This is a genomic window from Rhizobium sp. TRM96647, from assembly GCF_025780115.1.
Lineage (GTDB): Bacteria > Pseudomonadota > Alphaproteobacteria > Rhizobiales > Rhizobiaceae > Mycoplana.
Genome location: NZ_JAOXHF010000005.1, coordinates 222,403 through 241,894, shown reverse-complemented (window position 1 = coordinate 241,894; position 19,492 = coordinate 222,403). Strand labels below are relative to the sequence as shown.

16 protein-coding genes are annotated in these 19,492 nt (G+C 66.2%); 9 read left to right on the top strand and 7 right to left on the bottom strand.

From position 1 onward, the window contains the following. Window positions 1–105 precede the first annotated feature (105 nt). Window positions 106–1,518, bottom strand: a complete 1,413-nt coding sequence (locus OCK02_RS11680; RefSeq protein WP_263813211.1) for an FAD-binding oxidoreductase — start codon at window positions 1,516–1,518, stop codon at window positions 106–108. Between the two features lie 167 nt (window positions 1,519–1,685). On the opposite strand from OCK02_RS11680, the gene OCK02_RS11675 reads away from it, so the two are divergent. Beyond that, on the top strand, window positions 1,686–1,919 hold the full coding sequence (locus OCK02_RS11675) for a hypothetical protein (protein ID WP_263813210.1): 234 nt from the start codon (window positions 1,686–1,688) through the stop codon (window positions 1,917–1,919). An 81-nt stretch (window positions 1,920–2,000) separates the two neighbouring features. Here OCK02_RS11675 and OCK02_RS11670 read toward each other — a convergent pair whose 3' ends face one another. From OCK02_RS11670 to OCK02_RS11660, 3 genes are all read right to left on the bottom strand, one after another. After that, a complete protein-coding gene (locus OCK02_RS11670; protein ID WP_263813209.1) occupies window positions 2,001–3,650 on the bottom strand; it encodes an MJ1477/TM1410 family putative glycoside hydrolase in 1,650 nt (549 codons plus the stop codon). A 241-nt stretch (window positions 3,651–3,891) separates the two neighbouring features. Then, window positions 3,892–7,080 (bottom strand): efflux RND transporter permease subunit, encoded by a 3,189-nt coding sequence (locus OCK02_RS11665; RefSeq protein ID WP_263813208.1) that lies wholly within the window; start codon window positions 7,078–7,080, stop codon window positions 3,892–3,894. Further along, window positions 7,080–8,258 carry an efflux RND transporter periplasmic adaptor subunit gene (locus tag OCK02_RS11660; RefSeq protein WP_263813207.1) on the bottom strand — a complete coding sequence of 393 codons (1,179 nt, stop codon included), beginning with the start codon at window positions 8,256–8,258 and terminating at the stop codon, window positions 7,080–7,082. The genes OCK02_RS11665 and OCK02_RS11660 overlap by 1 nt, the downstream gene beginning before the upstream one ends. Window positions 8,259–8,547: 289 nt before the next feature. Between OCK02_RS11660 and OCK02_RS11655 the strand changes: the two genes are divergently transcribed. The 6 genes from OCK02_RS11655 to OCK02_RS11630 all read left to right on the top strand — a co-directional run bounded on the left by OCK02_RS11655 (window position 8,548) and on the right by OCK02_RS11630 (window position 14,939). Next, the gene (locus OCK02_RS11655) at window positions 8,548–9,366 is read left to right on the top strand and encodes a cyclase family protein (protein ID WP_263813205.1); all 819 of its coding nucleotides are present in this window, start codon (window positions 8,548–8,550) and stop codon (window positions 9,364–9,366) included. Window positions 9,367–9,441: 75 nt separating this feature from the next. Then, window positions 9,442–9,849 carry a carboxymuconolactone decarboxylase family protein gene (locus tag OCK02_RS11650; RefSeq protein ID WP_263813204.1) on the top strand — a complete coding sequence of 136 codons (408 nt, stop codon included), beginning with the start codon at window positions 9,442–9,444 and terminating at the stop codon, window positions 9,847–9,849. A gap of 213 nt (window positions 9,850–10,062) precedes the next feature. Further along, entirely contained in the window at window positions 10,063–10,749 is a 687-nt protein-coding gene (locus OCK02_RS11645) for a L,D-transpeptidase (protein ID WP_263813203.1), read from the top strand. 105 nt (window positions 10,750–10,854) lie between these two features. Next, the gene (locus OCK02_RS11640) at window positions 10,855–13,548 is read left to right on the top strand and encodes an ATP-dependent helicase (protein ID WP_263813202.1); all 2,694 of its coding nucleotides are present in this window, start codon (window positions 10,855–10,857) and stop codon (window positions 13,546–13,548) included. An 18-nt stretch (window positions 13,549–13,566) separates the two neighbouring features. After that, window positions 13,567–14,295 carry a hypothetical protein gene (locus tag OCK02_RS11635; RefSeq protein ID WP_263813201.1) on the top strand — a complete coding sequence of 243 codons (729 nt, stop codon included), beginning with the start codon at window positions 13,567–13,569 and terminating at the stop codon, window positions 14,293–14,295. Between the two features lie 209 nt (window positions 14,296–14,504). After that, complete coding sequence (locus OCK02_RS11630; RefSeq protein ID WP_230804828.1) at window positions 14,505–14,939, top strand: hypothetical protein; 435 nt, start codon at window positions 14,505–14,507, stop codon at window positions 14,937–14,939. 264 nt (window positions 14,940–15,203) lie between these two features. Here the strand turns inward: OCK02_RS11630 and OCK02_RS11625 are convergent, their stop codons facing one another. After that, entirely contained in the window at window positions 15,204–16,322 is a 1,119-nt protein-coding gene (locus tag OCK02_RS11625; RefSeq protein ID WP_263813200.1) for a DUF2778 domain-containing protein, read from the bottom strand. Window positions 16,323–16,529: 207 nt separating this feature from the next. Between OCK02_RS11625 and OCK02_RS11620 the strand changes: the two genes are divergently transcribed. Then, window positions 16,530–16,733 carry a hypothetical protein gene (locus OCK02_RS11620; protein ID WP_263813199.1) on the top strand — a complete coding sequence of 68 codons (204 nt, stop codon included), beginning with the start codon at window positions 16,530–16,532 and terminating at the stop codon, window positions 16,731–16,733. A 133-nt stretch (window positions 16,734–16,866) separates the two neighbouring features. Here OCK02_RS11620 and OCK02_RS11615 read toward each other — a convergent pair whose 3' ends face one another. Continuing rightward, window positions 16,867–17,070, bottom strand: a complete 204-nt coding sequence (locus OCK02_RS11615) for a DUF1059 domain-containing protein (protein WP_230804824.1) — start codon at window positions 17,068–17,070, stop codon at window positions 16,867–16,869. Between the two features lie 107 nt (window positions 17,071–17,177). Further along, the gene (locus OCK02_RS11610; protein WP_263813198.1) at window positions 17,178–18,599 is read right to left on the bottom strand and encodes an amidase; all 1,422 of its coding nucleotides are present in this window, start codon (window positions 18,597–18,599) and stop codon (window positions 17,178–17,180) included. Window positions 18,600–18,728: 129 nt separating this feature from the next. Between OCK02_RS11610 and OCK02_RS11605 the strand changes: the two genes are divergently transcribed. After that, window positions 18,729–19,478 (top strand): copper homeostasis protein CutC, encoded by a 750-nt coding sequence (locus OCK02_RS11605; protein WP_263813197.1) that lies wholly within the window; start codon window positions 18,729–18,731, stop codon window positions 19,476–19,478. Window positions 19,479–19,492: the final 14 nt, after the last annotated feature.

The window sequence follows — 19,492 nt, the reverse complement described above, 5'->3', positions numbered from 1 at the left end:
ACGCTTGCCGCCGGGAGCGGGCCTACGTTCATGTCCATTTCCATACCCGGCGGATCTTCCGCCCTCGTATCCTCTACGACTATAGGCAGATGCTGGGCCCATGTCTCACCCCAAGCGAAAAATCTTTCCGGGGTTGAGGATGTTGTCGGGATCGAGCGCCCGCTTGATCTGCCGCATGACGTCCACCGCCTCGCCCAGTTCCCGCGGCAGGAAGGCCTGCTTGCCCTGGCCGATGCCGTGCTCGCCGGTGCAGGTGCCGTCCATCGACAGCGCCCGCGCGTTGAGCCGGCCGACGAAGGCCTCGACCTTCTGGATCTCGCCCGGGTCCTGGTCGTCGAAGACGACGCTGACGTGGAAATTGCCGTCGCCGGCGTGCCCGACGATCGGCGCCAGCAGGCCGTGCTGCTCGATGTCGGCTTCCGTCTCCGCCACGCAGTCGGCAAGCCGCGAGATCGGCACGCAGACGTCGGTGGCAAGCACCGCCGCACCGGCGCGCAAGGCCTTGGCGGCCCAGTAGACGTTGTGGCGCGCCTTCCAGAGCCGCGCCCGCTCGTCGGCATCCGCCGTCCACTGGAAGTCGCCGCCGCCGCATTCCGACGCGACCTCGCCGAACTGCCGCGATTGCAAGGCGACGCTCTCCTCGCTGCCGTGGAACTCGACGAACAGGGTCGGCTGCTCGGGCAGGGTGAGGCCGGAATAGGCGTTGCAGGCCTTGATCTGCAGCGTATTGACGAGCTCGATGCGGGCCACCGGAATGCCGAGCTGGATCGTCATGATCACCGCGTTGCAGGCATCCTTCAGCGTCGGGAACCCGCAGATGCCGCCGGCGATCATCTCCGGGATGCCCTGCAGGCGCAGGGTGACGGAGGTGAGCACGCCGAGCGTGCCCTCCGAGCCGACATAGAGCCGCGTCAGGTCGTAGCCGGCCGACGACTTTCGCGCCCGCCTGGCCGTGCGGATCTCCTCGCCCCTGGCCGTCACGACACTCACCGCCAGTACGTTGTCCTTCATCGTGCCGTAGCGGACCGCATTGGTGCCGGAAGCGCGCGTCGAGGCCATGCCGCCGATCGAGGCGTTCGCACCCGGGTCGATCGGGAAGAACAGGCCGGTATCGCGCAGGTAGGCGTTCAGTTCCTCGCGCGTGATGCCGGGCTCCACCGTGCAGTCGAGATCCTCGGCGTTCACTTCAAGAACCCGGTTCATCCGGCTGAAATCGATGGAGATGCCGCCATGCGGCGCGTTGACCTGCCCCTCCAGCGAGGACCCGGTGCCGAAGGGGATGACCGGAACCCTGTGCTCGGCGCAAAGCCGCACCGCGGTCGCCACATCCTCCTTGCTCTGCGCGAACAGCACGCCATCGGCCGGCTGGGCCGGAATATAGGTGGTCGTATGGGCATGCTGCGCGCGGATCGCCTCCCCGGTCTGGAACCGGTCCCCGAAGACCTGCCGGAAGGCCGAGACCGCCGTCGCGATCGCCTCCTCGTTCCGCAACCCCGTCCTGATATCCGAAAGCGCCATGATCGTCCTCCGCTGCATGTCCGCCCGCCATATGGGCGACCTGCAGTGCTTCTGTCCAGAGCCGTTTCGCAAGCCCTCCACGCTGCCGCATGCTTATGTAATTAGTTTGTAATATACAACGTGATGGCGGATAATTGCAGCCGTTGATGGAAAGAGGAGCGCAAGCCATGAGCCAGCGCAGCGTCTGGACAATCATCGCCATCGTCATCCTTCTGGCGATCCTGACGGTCGGCTACCGGATCACCGGCGAAAGAGGGACGACCGAGACCACGGCCATGCCCCCGCCCCCGTCGAGCGAACAGACGGGATCGACGACCACGGGCACCGCAGCGCCTGCGACCGACATGGCGACGGAACCGAAACCGGTCGAGGGTACGCAGCAGCCGGCAACGGGCAACTGACATCGTCGCGGTCCGCCACCTTACCACGGCGGTGTGCCCCACGCATCGCCGCGGGGCCTGCCCCGTTGACGCTCGATACGGTCAGAAGATCAGGAAATCCGCAGCGGTGAGGTCGAGGCCCGCCTCCAGTCGCGCGAACCGGAGGGCGTCTCCCCTGCCCGAACCGTCGGCGTCATAGAAGAGATCGCCGCTCCGGCTGTGGTAGATGATCCGGTCGCCCGCATCCTGCGCCTCCGCCCCGACGGCGAAGGCCGATCGCGCGAGTTGGCCGGTCTTCAGCGCCGCAAACACGTCGCCGTCGAGCAGGATGCGGTCCTGCGAGACGTCGAAATCGGCGATCCTGTCCACATTGCCCTTGCCCGGCTTCGTGTCGAAGACGAACTGGTCCCTCCCCGATCCGCCGGCAAGGCTGTCCTTTCCTGAACCGCCCTTGAGCCGGTCGTCGCCACCGCCGCCGAGAAGCGTGTCGGCACCGCTCCCGCCCGAAAGCGTATCGTTGCCCGTGCCGCCGGAAAGCCTGTCCTCTCCCGAGCCGCCACTGAGCGTATCCTTGCCGGATCCACCGTTGAGGCGGTCGTCGCCGCTGCCGCCATAAAGGCGGTCGTTGCCGGCGCCGCCGAGCAGGTGATCCCTGCCGGCATTGCCGTAGAGCGTGTCGCTGCCGGCGCGCCCGTCCACCCTGTCGTTGCCGGAAAGCGCCTCGATCCTGTCGGCGAGCTTCGAGCCGCGCAGCGTGTCGGACCCGGCCGTCGGCCTGATATAGGCGGGATCGCCGTCATGGGTGCCGACCAGGCGGTCGAGATCGCGCTCAGGTGCTGCGAACGGAATGAATCCATCCTCGAGCGCCAGCTTGTTGAACTGCGCGACCCGCTTGCTCCCGTTGACATAGTCGACGGCGAAGACCGGCTTGTCGTTTTCGAGGAAGTCCCGCTTGAGGATCGCGATCGTCTCCTCGTCCGGATCGAGCCGGTTGTTTTCGTCTGCGTCGCCGCCATAGTAGAGGTCCTCGACGCCGATGCCCCCGATCGCATCCAGATAGGCCGTCTTGCGCGCAATGTCGGAGCCGAGATCGTTGATGATCCAAGCGCCGTTCTGCGGGATGACGAAGAAGTCCGGATTGGTCTCGCGCGCGTGCTCCGTCAGCGCGACGATGAAATCGACCATGCGCTGCGCCGCCTGCTTGACGTTCTTCGGATCGCCCGCCTCCCGGTCCCTGTCGGCGACTTCGGCGCCCCAGAAGTAGTAACCGTCGACGATGTCGAGATAGGCCGCGTCGAAACCGGCCTTGACGATGGCGTCGAGCTCGCCGGTCTTCCTGTCGTTGAAGATGATCTTCTGCCAGTCGGGATCCCAGTACCGGACCTTGCGCGATTCCGGCCAGTCCGGATTGAGCGGCCCGAGCCAATCGGGCGCCTTGCCGGTCAGCTTATCGGGGGCATCGCCGCCCGTGGTCCACTCGTCGCGCCAGTAGCCGCGGAAATCCGAAGCCTCGCCGATCGAGACGTAGGAGACGACCACCGACCGGCCGCCCATGCCGTCTTTTATGCGGGCGATCTCGTCATGCGAGAAGCGGCCGGCAGTCGTGCCGTCGCGCGAGGCGTCGATCACCAGCAGGTCGTGGGTCGCCCGGGCGAGCAGGTCGGCCTTGGCCGCCTTGCCGTTCAGCCCCTGCAGGGCATAGCCCCAGTTGTCGACCGTGACGGTCCCCGTGGACGTCCTGAATTTCACCATTGCACTGCCCGATCCCGTCTTGTCCTGCGCACCCGACCGGCCCGCCATGCCCGGCCCGCCATCAGGCGTCGATCACAGCGGAACGATTCTGCGGATGAATACGACGCGAATGCTAACGGAATACGGCACGCGAACGGAATCGCCAGAAAGGGTTGCCGAGGAGTGAAGGCCCGAATTCATCGCCGGCCGGATCACAGGTTGCCCTTCGGCGACCGCGCAACGCCGTCCGCCGGCGCCTGCCTCACTCCGCGGCCTGCGCCGGCGGCGGCAGCAATTGGCGCCCCTCCGTCTCGATCGCCTTCGGCTTGAGGCCGGCGGCGGCCTCCATCTCGGTCCGCAGCCGCCGTTCCTCGTCCGCATGCGGCTTGGCGAAGCGCGCCATGGCGAGATAGGCGACCGGCGTCAGGTAGAGCGTGACGACGGCGGCAAGGCCGAGGCCGCCCACGAGCACCCAGCCGAGCGCGATGCGGGCTTCCGCACCCGCACCGCTCGCAAGGACCAGCGGCAGGGCGCCGACGACGGTCGCGATCATGGTCATCATCACTGGCCGCAGGCGGATGTTGGACGCGTTCTCGATCGCGCTGCGCACGTCCTGCCCGCGGTCGCGCAACTGATTGGCAAACTCGACGATCAGGATACCGTTCTTGGCCATGATGCCGACGAGCAGGACCAGGCCGATCTGGCTGTAGATGTTCAGCGAGGTCCCCGTCAGGATCATGGCGAAGATGGCGCAGGCCAGCCCCAGCGGCACCGTCGTCATGATGATCAGCGCGCTGACGACGCTTTCGAACTGGGCGGCCAGGACGAGGAAGATGATGACGAGCGCGAAGCCGAAGGTGATGACCAGGCCGTTGGTGTTCTCGTCGAGGGTCGCGGCCTCGGCCATCGGGATGAGGCGGGAGCCCGGCGGCAGCAGCGGCTCGGCCATCTGCTCCACCATCGCCAGCGCATCGCCGAGCGCCAGCCCGCTCTTCAGCCCCGCCGAAAGCGAGACGGCCCGCAATTGCTGCTCGCGGGAGAGCTGCGGCGCCACCGCCTTTTCCTCCAGCGACGCGATCGACGACATCGGCACGATCTTGCCGTCGCCGGTCTTGAGGAAGATGTTCTCCAGGTCGGTCGGATCGTTCACCGGGTTCGTGGTGGACGAGATGACGACCGGATAGGCCTGCCCCTCCACATAGACGTCGACGATGCTCGTACCCTCGAGAATAGCCTTGAGCGCCGCCGAGAGCCCGTTGATGTCGACGCCGAGGTCGGACGCCCGCTCGCGGTCGATGGTGACGGAAAGCTGCGCCTGGTTCGCCTCGTAGTTCAGCCGCACGTTCTCGAACCGGCCGCTGTCCTCGATCTGCCGGACGAGTTCCGCCGCCGCCCGTCCGAGCTTTTCGTAATTGTTGCCGACGAGCGCCACCTGCAGGCCGTTGCCGGCGCCGCGGATGCCGAGGCTGTTGGGCTGGATGGCGAACGCCCGCACCGAAGGCACACCGGCCGCCGCCGCATTGATGTCGGCGACGATCTGCTGCTGGGTGCGTTCGCGTTCGCCCCAGGGGGCGAGCGTGAGCACCATGAAGCCGTTGTTGGTGGAACTGCCCTGCCCCGAGACGGAATAGATGTTGACGATCTCCCCCTTGTCGTAGAGCGGGCGCAGCCTGTCCTCGATCAGGCGCATCTGGTCCTGCGCATATTCGAGCGAGACGCCCTGCGGCGCCTGGATGCGCATCATCACCAGCGAGCGGTCCTCGCTGGGGGTCAGTTCGGACTTCAGCGACAGGAACGATCCGGCGCCGAAGGCGGTGAACAGAAGCGCCACGGCGAAGACGACCACCGGCGCGTTGAGGCAGGCGTTCAGCGAGCGGCGATAGAAGCCGGCGCAGAGATCGCCGAACCGCCCGAGGATGCCGCCATGGCCATGCTCGACATTCTCCTTCGTCAGCATGCGCGAGGCGAGCATCGGGCACAGCGTCAGCGCGACGAAGCCCGACAGGAGCAGCGCGAAGGCGAGCACGAAGCCGAATTCGCGGAACAGCCGGCCGGTCTGGCCCGGCAGGAAAGACAGCGGCACGAACACCGCGCACAGCGTCGCCGTGGTGGCGATGACGGCGAAGAACACCTCCAGCGTCCCGAGCACGGCGGCCGCCCGCGGGCCGAGCCCTTCGGCACGGCGGCGCACGATGTTCTCCAGCACCACGATCGCGTCGTCCACGACGAGGCCGGTGGCCAGCACGATCGCCAGCAGCGTCAGGATGTTGATCGAGAAGCCGGCGAGGTAGATCGCCGCGATGGTGCCGATCAGCGCGATCGGCATCGAGATCGTCGGAATGAGCGTCGCCCGCCAGTCGAGCAGGAAGAGATAGATCACCAGCGTCACGATGATCACCGCGACCGCGAGCGCAATCTCCACCTCGTGCAGCGCACCCTCGATGAAGACGGCGTCGTCGCTCGTCACCCTGAGTTCCGTGCCCTCGGGCAGGATCCCCTTCAACTGCTCGACGGTGGCGCGGATGCCCGCGGAAATGTCGAGCGTGTTCGACTGCGCCTGGCGGATGATGCCGAGCCCGATGCCCGGCTTTCCGTTCGAGCGCAGCGCCGTGGTGCCGTCGTCGGGCCCGAGGGTGATCGTCGCGAGATCGCCGAGCCGGACGCGGTTCTGCAGCAGCAGGTTCTCGAAGTCTTCCGGCTTGGCCAGGTCGGCCGTCGCCCGCACGGTGATGTCCTGGTTCATGCTGGTGAGCGAACCGGCCGGCACGTCGAAGGAGGCCGTCGCCAGAGCATTGCGCAGGTCGGCGATGGTCAGCCCGCGGCTGGCGAGCTTCGCCTGGTCGATATCGACGCGGAAGACCTTCTCCTGCTCGCCCGAAACGTCCACGTCGGCGACGCCCTCGACGGCTGCAAGCCGGTCGGTGACTTCGTTCTCGGCAAGAAGCGTCAGGTCCTCCATCGACAGGCGGTCGGAGGTGAGCGCCAGCCGCATGATCGGCTGGCTGTCGGCATCGGCCTTGACGACGCGCGGTTCCTCGGCGCCGTCGGGGATCTGGTTCGCCACCCGGCCCAGCGCGTCGCGCACGTCGTTGGCGGCCTGGCTGACGTCGGTCGTGTCGGAAAACTGCAGGGTGACGCGGCTGCGCGCGAAGGACGACGAGGAGGAGATGTCCTTGATCCCCTGCACCCGCGATACCGCGCCCTCGATGACATCAGTCAGCTCGCGATCGACCGTCTCCGGCGAGGCGCCCTCGAATTCCGTGGTGATGCTGATGACCGGCTGGTCGACGGACGGCAGTTCGCGAATTTCCACGCCGTTGAAGGCGGCAAGCCCGGCCACGACGATCAGGGTGTTGACGACGAGCGCGAAGATCGGCCGGCGCACGAACAGCGCGGTGAAGCCGCCCTGCCCGCCACGGATGTCGGTCGCTGCATCGTCCTTTGCCGCCATCACGTGCCCTCCGCGGCGGCGGGCTCGCGCGCCCTGTTTTCCGCCCCCATCACCTTGACCTCGGCGTCGTCGCGCAGCCGCTGCAGGCCCTCGGTGGCCACGACCTCGTTCTCGGCGAGCTCGGCATCGACGAGCACCCGGTCGGGATTGCGCTGGATGATCTTCACCGGCACCTTCTGCGCCTTGTCGCCGGCGATCCGCCAGACGTAGGAGCCGTCGGCGCTCCACTGCAGTGCCAGCGGGTCGACGCTCGGATAGCGGTCGCCCTCGAAATGCATGCTGACGGAGAACGACATGCCGGCACGCAGGACGTCCTCGGGGTTGTCGATCCGCGCCCGGATCCTCAGCGTGCGGCTCGCCTGGTCGATGCGGTTGTCGATCGCCTGGACCGAGCCGGTGAACACTTCGCCCGGCCGCGCGACCGCGGTGGCGGAGATCGGCCCGCCGACACGCACTTTTGTGGCGAAGCGCTCCGGCACCCAGAAATCGACGAGGATGTCGGAACGGTCGTCGACCCGGGCGATCTCGCTCGAGGTCGTGACGTAGTCGCCGACATTGACGAGGATGATGCCGACCACGCCGTCGAAGGGCGCGTTGATGTCACGGCGGTGCAGGTCGAGTTCGGCCTTCTGCAGCGCCAGCTCCGCCGCCTTCAGCTCGTCGCGCGCATCCTGGATCGCAACATCCGTGACGGCCGCGGCCGCCTTGAGGTTCTCGTAGCGCTTCAGCTTGTCTTCCGCCCGCTCGCGGGTCAGGCGCGCCTGGTCGGCGGCGATCCGCTGCTCGTCGTTGTCGAGGCGCGCCATCACCTGTCCCTGCGCCACCCGGTCGCCGGACCTGACGAGGACCTCGATGAGGTTGCCGGTGGAATAGGGCGTCACGATCACGGAGCGGACCGCCTCGCCGTCACCGATCGCGTTCAGCCGGTCGTTGACGACCGCGAGCTCGACGGGCCTCGTCACGACGAGCGCCGGCCCGCCGAAGCCGCCGGCCTGGCGACGGCCGCCGCCCTGCCCGCCCTCGCCCGCATCGGCGGCCGGAGCCACCCAGGAAACGACCCCGTCAGGAACGCCTGCGGCCTTCAGGGTATCGGCTGCGCCGGGCGCGAGCCGTCCCCAGACGACGATGCCGACGCCGACGACGGCGAGGCTCACAAGCACTTGCTTCCAAACGCGCATCCAGAACTCCGGACATGACACGGCCGTCCGCCTTCAGGGCGGTTCGCCGAACGGGCCAAGTATCATGCCTGTCCCATGAACCGGCAATGAAAGAATGCGATCATTACGCAATTGTAAGGATCGCGCGAAACGCAATTGTAAGGATCGCGCGAAAATTCGTTCGCTACCGGTAGCGGTTGCAGGATTCCACTGTGCTGACGGCGCCCCGCCCGCTTGATAGCCTTCGCATCGGCGAACCGGGTTCGCCTTGTTTTGGAGACGGTGTATCTTTTTCGAAAAGGGGACTGCGATGTGCAACGCTTGTGTGATCGAGACGGTCAAGAAGAACATGCTTTCCAGGCGCAACCTGTTTCGTGCCGCCGCTGCCGGAGCGGCCACGGCCGCCGTGGCGGCCACCGGCGCCCTCAGCCCGGCGCTTGCCGCCGCGCCGACCAAGGTGACGGACCTGACCCACGAACTCTATGAGGAATTTCCGACCTATTTCGGCCCGCAGCAGTTTTTCCGCGAGCAGAAGTTCAACTTCAAGGAACATTCGTTCAATCTCTTCGAGCTGCGCTACGGCGAGCACACGGGCACGCATCTGGGCGCGCCGCTGCACTTTTCCGCCGACGGACTCTCGGTCGCGGAGATCCCGGTCGAAAACCTCGTCGTGCCGCTCGTCGTCATCGATATTCGCGAAAGGGCCGCGGCCGACCCGGACGCGCAGCTGACGCCCGACGACATCAAGGCCTGGACGGCGGCCAACGGCGACATCCCCGACAATGCCTGCGTCGCCCTGAACTCCGGCTGGTCGCAGCATCTCGGCACCGACAAGTTCCGCAACGCGGACGCAGACGGCAAGATGCACTTCCCCGGCTTCCACGCCGAGGCGGTCGAGGCCCTGCTGCAGACGAAGGCGGCCGGCATCGCCGTCTATACGCTCTCGCTCGATTACGGCCCCTCGCCGGATTTCGCCGCCCACAACATCTGGCTTCCGGCCGGCCGCTGGGGCCTCGAGGCCATCGCCAATCTCGACAGCCTGCCGGTAACGGGCGCCACGCTCGTCGTCGGCGCCCCCAAGGTGCGCGGCGGCACGGGCGGCCCGTCCCGCGTGATCGCCCTTGTCTGAGGTCTGGTCCGGATCGGCGGCCACCGCCGCCGGTCCGATCCGCATGAAAAGCCCGCATCGAAAGGAAGCGACGCCATGAGCACCGTCAAGCCCGCAGCCGACCTTGAAGCCGATCCGCGCGTCAAGGCCGTCTTCGACGACATCCGCGCCACGCGCAAATCCGACTTCATCAACAACATGTGGCGCTATCTCGCCTTCGACCCGGCACTGCTCGAAAGCACATGGCGCGACGTCAAGGCCGTCATGGCAACGCCTTCAGTGCTCGATCCGCTGGTCAAGGAGATGCTCTACATCGCCGTCTCGGCCACGAACGGATGCAGCTACTGCGTCCATTCCCACACGGCGGCGGCGAAGGCCAAAGGCATGGACGAGGCCCAGCACGCCGAGCTTCTCTCGATCATCTCGCTGGCAGCAAGGACCAACCAGCTCGCGACCGCCCTGCAGGTCCCCGTCGACCCCGCCTTCGACGCAGACCGCAACTAGTCGCGGGGCCGGATCCTGGTAACAGCGTTGCCGAAGCGCACCACCGGCGCGCGGACATGCGCCGCCAGCCGGTTTTGGCGGGCTGCTTCCCTTGATGCAGCGGCGTTCGCCGTGACAAAGATGTGATCGCAGTCCCGTCTTGCGTTCGCGCAGACAATCCCGTTACGGATTTCCGACCTCACGCCAACCATCCCTTGAAAGACCTGCACTAAAATGACGTTCACCTCCCGGAGATCGTTCCTGCTGACAGCAGCCTCGATGGCGCTGGCAAGCTGCTCCACCTCCCTGCCCGCCCGCAACGCGCCCGTCCCGGTCGCCCCCCGCCGCCCCATCATCCCGCCGAGCGATGCGGAATTGCAGGTCATGTACGGCCCGGTCGAGGACGGCGGCTTCCTGATCCCCGCGGTTCCCTTTCAGGAGATCGACCCGAAATTCTACCGCCAGCGTGTGATCGACCCGACCGGCGAGCCGGCAGGCACCGTCGTCGTCGACACGCCCAATCGCTTCCTCTACGTGGTCGAACCCGGCGGCACGGCGATGCGCTACGGCGTCGGCATCGGCCGCGAAGGCTTCGCCTGGCAGGGCCAGGGCATCATCCACTGGCGCCAGCCCTGGCCGCGCTGGAAGCCGCCGAACGAGATGATCGCCCGGCAGCCGGAACTGGCGAGATACTCCATCGAGAACGGCGGCATGGAGCCGGGCCTGAAGAACCCGCTCGGTGCGCGTGCGCTCTACATTTTCCAGAACGGCCAGGACACGCTCTACCGCCTGCACGGCACCCGGGAATGGCGCTCGATCGGCAAGGCGGTCTCCTCAGGCTGCGTTCGCCTGATGAATCAGGACGTCATCGACCTCTATGGCCGTGTGAAGTACCACGCACCGATCGTCGTCTACCAGTAGGCGGCCCGTTTTCCTCCGATCCGGTCGCCCCGCAAGCCGCGGCGACCGGAATAAAAGAGGAACGCGCAACTGGCCTTTCGGTCCCGAATCACTACATTGGGCCGCATGATGAGCGGTTACGACGACATTCCCTTCTTCGACGACGACGATCCGGCGCTGAAGAAGACCCCTGCCCCGACACCCGGTTCCGGCAACAGGACCCCGGGCGGCAGTCCCGCAGGCGGCGGCATCGCCGCGCGCGCCATGGCCGCTCGCGACCAGCACCGCGTGCCCGACTACCTCTCCGGCCTGAACCCGGAGCAGCGCGAGGCGGTCGAGACGCTGGACGGCCCGGTGCTCGTCCTCGCCGGCGCCGGCACCGGCAAGACCCGCGTGCTGACGACCCGCATCGCCCATATTTTGGCGACCGGCCGCGCCTATCCTTCGCAGATCCTCGCCGTCACCTTCACCAACAAGGCCGCCCGCGAGATGAAGGAGCGCATCGGCCTGCTCGTCGGCGGCGCCGTCGAGGGCATGCCCTGGCTCGGCACCTTCCACTCGATCGGCGTCAAGCTCTTGCGCCGTCATGCCGAACTGGCCGGGCTGCGGTCGGACTTCACCATCCTCGACACCGACGACGTCGTCCGCCTGATCAAGCAGATCATCCAGGCCGAGGGGCTTGACGACAAGCGCTGGCCGGCCAAGCAGTTCGCCGGCATGATCGACACCTGGAAGAACAAGGGCCTCGATCCCGCGCAGATCCCCGAAGGCGACGCCCGCGCCTTCGCCAACGGCAAGGGCCGCGAACTCTACGCCGCCTACCAGAACCGTCTGAAGACGCTGAACGCCTGCGACTTCGGCGACCTGCTGCTGCACCCGATCCGCATCCTGCGCACCAATCCCGATATCCTGAAGGACTATCACCAGAAGTTCCGCTACATCCTCGTCGACGAATACCAGGACACCAACACTGCCCAGTACATGTGGCTGCGGTTGCTGGCGCAACGGTCATCCGCGAGGAAAAACCCCTCCCCACCCCCTCCCCACGAGGGGGAGGGACAGGCCGCGCCGAGTTCCGGGCCATGGGATGAAGTAGGCGCCTATCCGTCCGAAGGACGGCAAGGCCAAGCGGCCGTCGCGCCTGATGGCGCGTCCCCGCGGAGCGAGCCGCGCAGCGGCGACAGCGTGAGCGCAAACGAAAAGCAGCAGATAAACATCTGCTGCGTCGGCGACGACGACCAGTCGATCTACGGCTGGCGCGGCGCCGAGGTGGACAACATCCTCCGCTTCGAGAAGGATTTCCCCGGCGCCAAGGTCATCAAGCTGGAGCGGAACTACCGCTCCACCGCCCATATCCTGGGGGCCGCCGGCCACCTGATCGCGCACAACGAGGGCCGGCTCGGCAAGACGCTGTTCACCGACCGCCACGATCCGGAAGACGGCAAGGTCGTCGTCCATGCCGCCTGGGATTCGGAGGAGGAAGCCCGCGCCGTCGGCGAGACGATCGAGAGCCTGCAGCGGCCGGACAGGAACGGCAGGCGCCACAACCTCAACGACATGGCGATCCTCGTGCGCGCCTCCTTTCAGATGCGCGAATTCGAAGACCGTTTCGTCACCCTCGGCCTCAACTACCGCGTCATCGGCGGCCCGCGCTTCTACGAGCGGCTCGAGATCCGCGACGCCATGGCCTATTTCCGCCTCGTCTGCCAGTCGGCCGACGACCTCGCCTTCGAGCGCATCGTCAACACGCCGAAGCGCGGCCTCGGCGACACCACCGTCCGCAACCTGCACGACTATGCCCGCGCCCGCGACATCCCGATGCTGGCGGCCGCAAGCGACATCGTCGAGACCGACGAGCTGAAGCCGAAGGCGCGCAAGGCGCTGTTCGACGTCGTCGCCGACTTCAAGCGCTGGTCCGAACTGCTGGAGAACACCCCGCACACCGAGCTTGCCGAGCAGATCCTCGACGAGAGCGGCTACACGGCGATGTGGCAGAACGACAAGTCGGCGGAAGCCCCCGGACGACTGGAGAACCTGAAGGAACTGATCCGCTCGATGGAGCAGTTCGAAAGCATGCGCGGCTTCCTCGAGCACGTCTCGCTTGTCATGGATGCCGAGCAGAACGAGGACCTCGACGCCGTCTCGATCATGACGCTGCACTCGGCCAAGGGGCTGGAATTCGAGACCGTGTTCCTGCCCGGCTGGGAGGAAGGCCTGTTCCCGCACCAGCGCGCCCTCGACGAAGGCGGCCGCTCGGGGCTGGAGGAGGAGCGCCGCCTCGCCTATGTCGGCCTCACCCGCGCCAAGCGCAACTGCCACATCTGGTTCGTCTCCAACCGCCGCATCCACGGCCTCTGGCAGTCGACCATCCCCTCGCGCTTTCTCGACGAACTGCCCGAGGCCCATGTCGAGGTCGCCGAGAGCGAGCAATCCTATGGCGGCTATGGCGGGCGCGGCGGCTACGGCCAGTCGCGCTTCGACAAGCAAGAGCCGTTCCAGAACGCCTACTCCACCCCCGGCTGGCGCCGCGCGCAACAGAACAAGACCGATGCCACCCGCGACAACTGGGGCAGCCGCTCCGGCCATGCGGTCGAGCGCATCGGCTACGGCGAAAGCGGCCCGCGGGCGCGCACCATCGAGGGCGAACTCGTCGCCAAGTCGACCACGACCGAGCCGTCGCGCTTCACGGTCGGCGACCGCGTCTTCCACCTCAAGTTCGGCAACGGCAACATCGCCGCGATCGAGGGCAACAAGCTCACCATCGACTTCGACCGCGCCGGCCAGAAGAAGGTGCTGGACGGGTTCGTGGAAAGGGTGTGAGAGCCTCTGGGAAGGTTATTGGATATGCCGCTTGAGCCTATAGTTATTCCTACGCCCGAGAATTTTGCGTCACCCAACCACAATACATATACATTCACCAGTTCTGCTCTCGACGAGAGGCCTGATTTCGCGGCACTTGTCGCCATGACAATTGCAAAAATTGCCGAAGTGGATCAAATCTATCAGCTTGTCATCATCTCCTTACTGAAAGCCGAAGCGAGATCAATAGCTTCATTACTTCGCGCAATAAAAAACTCAGACGCAATAGAAAAAACAATAGAACGAGTCATTACCAATCACGCGAACAACCATCTGAAAGAAACATATAAGGCGATAAAGCCGAAAATTAAACAAATAAGGGAAATACGAAATAATTTCGCCCATGGAATCTGGGGGAAAAGCGTAAACCACCCCAATGCCATTATTCTGACGAAGGCTGAAAATATCAGCGAATCGTATGGAATATCAAAGCATATATTTTACCTAGCTGAAAATGGCGGTGACCCTTTTGAGCAGATAAATGATCTAATGCAGAGTCCCAAGTTCAACGGAGCTGAAGTCTGGACTTTAGAAGCGCTTCATACAGCATGGCGTGCGAGCGGCGGAGCCGTGAATGCACTGCAAGCATTCCTTATTTGCGCTGATAGACGTTCCGATGAAGTGCCGAAGTTACACGAGGCGTTGCGATCGTACGGATTGCTCAGCTTACCCCCACATCAACTCCTGGCGACTGAGCCGAACGGATAGACCGAGAAGGCCCTGATGTCGCGTAGGAGCGCGGTCTCCCAAATTGATCGATGATCTCGCATTGAGACTTTGCCGCAAAATCAGCTCAATCTTTCCTGCCATCCATTTCGATCGTGATTGGACATCCGCGCCCGGTGGGTTCACCCTTCCTCGGAGGGGCTGCATGAGCATTGGGGGAAGGAACATCCATCCTCAAATGGGAGTCCAAGATGAAGCATCAAACAGTAGAACAACTGCGGCTTGTTGCAGAAGTCGAGACCTTTCCGGCTCAGACCTTGACGCGCACCGAGCGCCTCGAGCGCTGGGCGGAACTCCTTGAGAAGAACCCGCATTGGCACTTGTCGACGCTGCGCCAGACGGAGCACCAGTCGCCGAGCGTCCGCAACGCCATGCGCGGCGACGGCTCGCCGATCTCGGTGGCCTTCGCCGATCCGGTGCTGCGGACGGCAGGCCTGGCCGACGACACCTATGGCGAGGCACGGCGGTTCTTCGAGCTGTCCGACGACGAACTGCACGAGGTCATCTGCTATTGCCACTACGGATCGGCCGTGAGCGCCGGGACGGCAGCGGCGCAGATCCGGGCCGTGCTGGCACCGAAGCCCCTGGGCTTCTTTGCCGTGCTGCGCCGGCTGTTCATGGCATAGCGCCCTCATCGTCCGGGCGCGGGCGAAGCCCGTCCGGATACGGGATCGCATGCGGGCACGGCACCTGTGCGGGCAGGTCCGTGCGCGACGCTGCACATGCGGGCGCTTTCAACGCGTGAGCGTCGCCGGGAGAACGCAACGAGCCAGAAAGGTCCGCCGGCCCGGCAATGTCCCGGCCGGCGGTGGTCTTTGCCTGCGCGGAGAGCGGGCCGCCTTGCGGGCGCCGAAGCGTGTTTCACCGAACCGCGAACGGCTCGGGCAACCTCAGATCCGTCTGCCGAACAGCGAGGCCAGCTTCGAACTGCCGATGCTGGGCACGACCACCAGCGTGTCGATCTCCCCCCGCTTGAAGGCGGCGAGGAAGCGCGGATAGTTCTTGAACGCCACGCAGCCATGCGAATTGCCGTTCGGGCCGAGCAGGTAGGAATGCGTCAGGAGCCCTGTCCGGCCGAGCGGGTGCCGACCGTCGACCGACGTCATGCGCAGGGCCTCCACGCCGTGGAATCGCTTCTCCCGCATGGTCAGCTTGAAGGTGCCGGGCGGCGTCGGGCCGCGCATCTTCATATGCGCGTATCGCGGGTTGTCGCGCATCTTGCCGATGCCCGAATGGGCCTCGAGCCGTTCGCCGTTCGGCAGATGCACGATCCCGGCTGAGATGTCGTAGTAGGCCGTGCGCCCCCTCGCCTTCCGGCCGAAGCTGCCGAACAGGCCGGGCCGCTTCTCGCGCACCTCGTCGTCGTCCTTCAGCTGGGAGGGGCTGGCATAGGCAAGCTCGCGGGCGGCGGCGGGCTTTGCGGCCTTGCGATCGGTCTCCGCGTCATCGACCTTCGCCAGCCGCTTCGGCCGGGCCTCCGGCAGCGGGATCGTGTCCGGCAGGCCGAGTTCGGCCGCCTCCTCGGGCAGCACCAGGTTGAAGGGCTTGTCGAGCGAGGGACGCGCCGCGCCCGGATCGACCAGCGCCGAGACCAGCGTCGGCTGCACGGCGACGTTTGCCGCAGCCACGGTCCCGGTCATTGTGCTGGCCTCGGCCCGCGAGGACGCGGCCAGTGCATAGGCCTGCGCCTTCCTTGCCGTCTCGCGCTCGATCTTCGCCGCAGCAAGGACGGCGCGCCGGTCATAATGGTCCTTGATGACCGCGACCGTGAGGCCGGCGGGCCAGAGCTGGTCGGCCGGGGTCTTCGACAACCGGGAAAACTTCTTGATGCGGATATTGCGCTCGACCGGCACCTTCTGCGCCAGCGTCGGCATATCGAGGGAGGCCTGCAGCCGCCCCTGCTTGGCAGCCGCCGCCGGAGAAGCCGTCGCCTGGACCGTGGCGAGCGCGCCCGAGACCCAGGCGCCGGCGGCGACCGAAAGGCAGGCGGCGAGTGCGCCGAAGAGCATGCCGCGCGTGGTCTTGAAGAAGGAGCCGCCCCGGGAACGGGAAGGAATTTCACCGCACGCAACGACAGATGACGCCATGATACCCGTTACCCAAATTACTGGTTACTCGATCCGGCGCCAATCGAACGGATTGTCGCCGGGACCGGCCCGATGGCGTCGCAGCGCCGTCTTTCTCGGCGCCCCGTGCCATGCACGCTGGTCGAAACAATGACCGAAATGCTGTCAAACTATGGTAAGCAAATCCTTTACGGCGTTTCAGAAAACGCCGGCGGCACGGCTGGGATGCCTGTGCAGGGGCCGGAATCGTCCAGCATTTTCAACAACCTCCGCAAGGAGGAACGCTGCCGAAAATATTCTGCGGGCGCGCGAAATCCGGGCAGCTTCGCGATGGCGAATTGCTTTATCTGCTAACGAAAGGGAGCAGGCGGGACGGCTCATCGGCACGCGGCGGACGAGACGGCGATCATCTCCGCACGCGGGGGAGGCCCTTCGCCTTCCCCCCACTCGGCAGGTGGACGAGTCGGACCCACCCGACAACAGTGCCTCAGGCCACCTTCATCGGCGGCATGCCGTCATGGATCGCCTTGCGGATCTCGGCGCGGAAGGCCGGCGTATCGTGCTCTCCATGATTGTACACCGCATGCAGCACGGCGGCGTCGATCAGCTCCTCCTCGCTGTCGGCGGAGATGGCGATCGTGCACTTCATGTCGCTCGGAAATTCCCGGCAGTCGATGTATCTGCGTCCCATGGGTCCCTCCCGGTGCCCGGCGGCCGGCGCGCGACCGCGAAACGGCAAGGATACGTCCGCGCGGCACGACGGACAAATCACAAAGCCCGGTGTCGCGTCCGCAAGGATCAGCCGATGTCGGGTGCCCGTCCGGTCCAGTCGGCCAGCGCCTCGTAGGCGGCAGCGATCTGCAGCACCGCCCTGTCGGCACGCGGCGGCCCGATGATCTGGATGCCGGCAGGCAAGCCTTCCGGGCCGAAGCCGGCCGGCATGGCGGCGACGGGCAGCCCGGCCATGGTTGGCCCGATCACCACCTCCATCCAGCGATGGTAGGTGTCCATCGCCCTGCCCGCAATCGACCGTGGCCAGTGCGTCTCCACGTCGAACGGAAAGACCTGCGCCGACGGCAGCGCCAGAAAGTCGTAGCGCTCGAACAGCGCCAGCACGTAGCGGTACCAGTCGCTGCGGATCGCAGAGGCAGCGGCGATCTCGCCGGCCGACAGCGCGAGCCCGTTCTCGATCTCCCAGATCATTTCCGGCTTCATCATCGCCCGCCGATCGGGATCGGCATGATCGGCCGCCTGCGCGGATGCGACGAGGAAGTGGCGGTAGGTTTTCCACCCCCACCAGAGGCGGTCCATGTCGAAGCCCGCCGGCACCTCGGCAACGGCGGCGCCGAGCGCGGCCAGGACCTCGAGCGCCGAACGGCAGACCTCCAGCACCCCGGGCTCGAACGGCAGGTGGCCGCCATGGTCGCCGAACCAGCCGATCCTCGCCCCGGAGAAGTCGCGGGCCCTGCCCGGCGCAAGATCTTCCGTCGGCAGCGACAGCGGATCGCGGGCGTCATGACCCGCCTGGGTCGCAAGCAGCGCGGCGACGTCTGCGACCGAGCGCCCCATCGGCCCATTCACCGCATGCTGGCCGAGATAAAGTTCGTTGCCGAGCGAGGGCACGCGGCCGAAGCTCGGGCGGAAACCGATGACGTTGTTGAAGGCTGCCGGATTGCGCAGCGATCCCATCATGTCGCTGCCGTCGGCGACGGGGACGAGCCGGGCCGCCAGCGCCGCCGCCGCACCGCCGGACGAGCCGCCGGCGCTCTTCGCCAGGTCGTATGGATTGCGCGTCACGCCGAAGACGTCGTTGTAGGTGTGCGAGCCGAGCCCCATCTCCGGCGCGTTGGTCTTGCCGATGACGATGGCGCCGGCAGCACGAATGCGCTCCACATGGATGTCGTCGTGGTCCGGGATGAAGTCGCGATAGATCCGCGAGCCGTAGGTGCAGCGGATTCCGCGGGCCTCCGAGAGATCCTTGACCGCGAAGGGCATGCCGTGCAGCCATCCGCGCGAACCTCCCGCCGCGAGCGCCCGGTCGGCAGCCTCGGCCTCGGCAATCAGTTCGCCCTCGTCCCTGAGGCTGACGATCGCGTTGAGGAGCGGGTTGATCGCCCCAATCCGCGCCAGATACGCCTCCATCACCGAACGGCAGGAGACCTTGCGGCCATGGATCTCCGCCGAAAGCTCGGTTGCTGACAACGCGGTCAATCCGTCCACTTCGGCATCCCTCCCTCTCGTGCGCGCAAATCCATAGCGCACCTGCCGGCGAAGGCAAAGCCAGCCTGCCCCATTGCTCCCGGCCTGCCGCCGCCCTAACGTCACCCGGAATCACAGGAAGGAAAGACCATGGCGGCACCGCTCATCGAACTCTGCGTCGAAGGCATCGACGGCTTTCTGGCGGCGCAGGCAGCCGGCGCCGACCGGGTGGAGCTCTGCGCCAGCCTGATGGAAGGCGGCCTGACGCCGAGCCTTGCGACGATCCGCGCAGCCGTGAAGGCGGCCCGTATCCCGGTCCATGTCATCATCCGCCCCCGCGGCGGCGATTTCCTCTATTCGCAGGCCGAGTTCGAGACCATGCGCGAGGACATTTCGGCCCTCCGCACCGAGGGCGTGGCCGGCGTCGTCATCGGCTGCCTCACCCCGGACGGCCGGATCGACGAGGCGCGGACGAAGGAACTCGTGGCCGCCGCGCGGCCGATGTCGGTCACCTGCCACCGCGCCTTCGACATGACTGAGGACGCCGGCGAGGCGCTCGAGGCTCTGGTCCGCTGCGGCGTCGACCGGGTGCTGACCTCCGGCCAGCGCGACACCGCAGCCGAGGGGATCGACATCCTGAGGCGGACGGTGGCGCAGGCCGGCGAGCGCATCGTCATCATGGGCTGTGGTGCGCTCGATGCCGGCAACATCAAGGCGGTGCGCGACGGCGCGGGGCTGAAGGAGATGCACTTCGCCGCGCTGAAGACGGTGCCGAGCGGCATGCGCTTCCGCAATCCCCACGTCGGCATGGGCGGCACGGAGAAGGACCGGGAATACGAACTGACCCTGACCGATCCCGAAAGCGTCCGCGCGACGATCGCCGCTGCGAAAGCGCCCTGAGACCGGTCGACATT